The 293-nt window shown below is 62.5% G+C and carries 1 pseudogene; it reads right to left on the reverse strand.

Features of this window, described 5'->3' with window-relative positions:
- A pseudogene (locus NE591_RS14995) lies at positions 1-293 on the reverse strand (hypothetical protein); the annotation flags it as partial.

The raw sequence follows: 293 nt of genomic DNA on the forward strand, positions 1-293 counted from the left end.
AGTGCCGTGACCAGGGCCACCACCCCCAAAAGAAACGCCGTGCGAATCTCCGACAGACGGAAGGGCTCCTTGCCGTACTGGGTGTCGTTCTGCGCATCGTAGAAGCCGTTGTACTGCTCCACGGTGGCCAGGAAGGTCTCCTTGTTGATGCCGAAGGCGTCGGCGATCTCCTCCAGGGTGTCGGCCTTCACGATCTTGCCCTCTTCCACCAAAGCATCGATGATGGCGGCCGTGCCCTCAACGCCCTCGGGCCTCATCAAGGGCGAGGGCACCAACCAGATGGATCCCGAGGG

Origin of the sequence: Adlercreutzia sp. DFI.6.23 (genome assembly GCF_024462535.1) — a bacterium.
GTDB lineage: Bacteria > Actinomycetota > Coriobacteriia > Coriobacteriales > Eggerthellaceae > Adlercreutzia > Adlercreutzia rubneri.